We start from the raw sequence: 277 nt of genomic DNA, 5'->3' as shown, positions 1-277 counted from the left end.
CGGCCGCCGGTCATCACGGCGCGGTCACCATCGTCGAAGAAATCCACGATGCGTCCGCCGGTCATGGTGAAGGTGTCGAGGCCATCGCCCTGGTTGAGCGAGCCGATCTGGCCGCCGCTCATGTTGAAATCGTCGATGCCGGCGCCCTGCTGGACATTGCCGGCGACAGTGCCGGCGCCAATGGTGAAGAAATCCGTGCCGCCGCCCTGATCGACGGTGCCGGTGATGGTGCCGGACTGCATGTCGATGCGGTCCGTGCCGACGCCAAAGGTGACGT

1 pseudogene is annotated in these 277 nt (G+C 65.7%); it reads right to left on the bottom strand.

Features of this window, described 5'->3' with window-relative positions:
• A pseudogene (locus FCU66_RS40360) lies at positions 1 to 277 on the bottom strand (autotransporter family protein); the annotation flags it as partial.

Source organism: Mesorhizobium norvegicum (assembly GCF_004919685.1).
Taxonomy (GTDB): Bacteria; Pseudomonadota; Alphaproteobacteria; order Rhizobiales; family Rhizobiaceae; genus Mesorhizobium; species Mesorhizobium norvegicum.
Note: the sequence above shows the minus strand (reverse complement) of the source record. Positions and strands in the feature narration are given on the sequence as shown.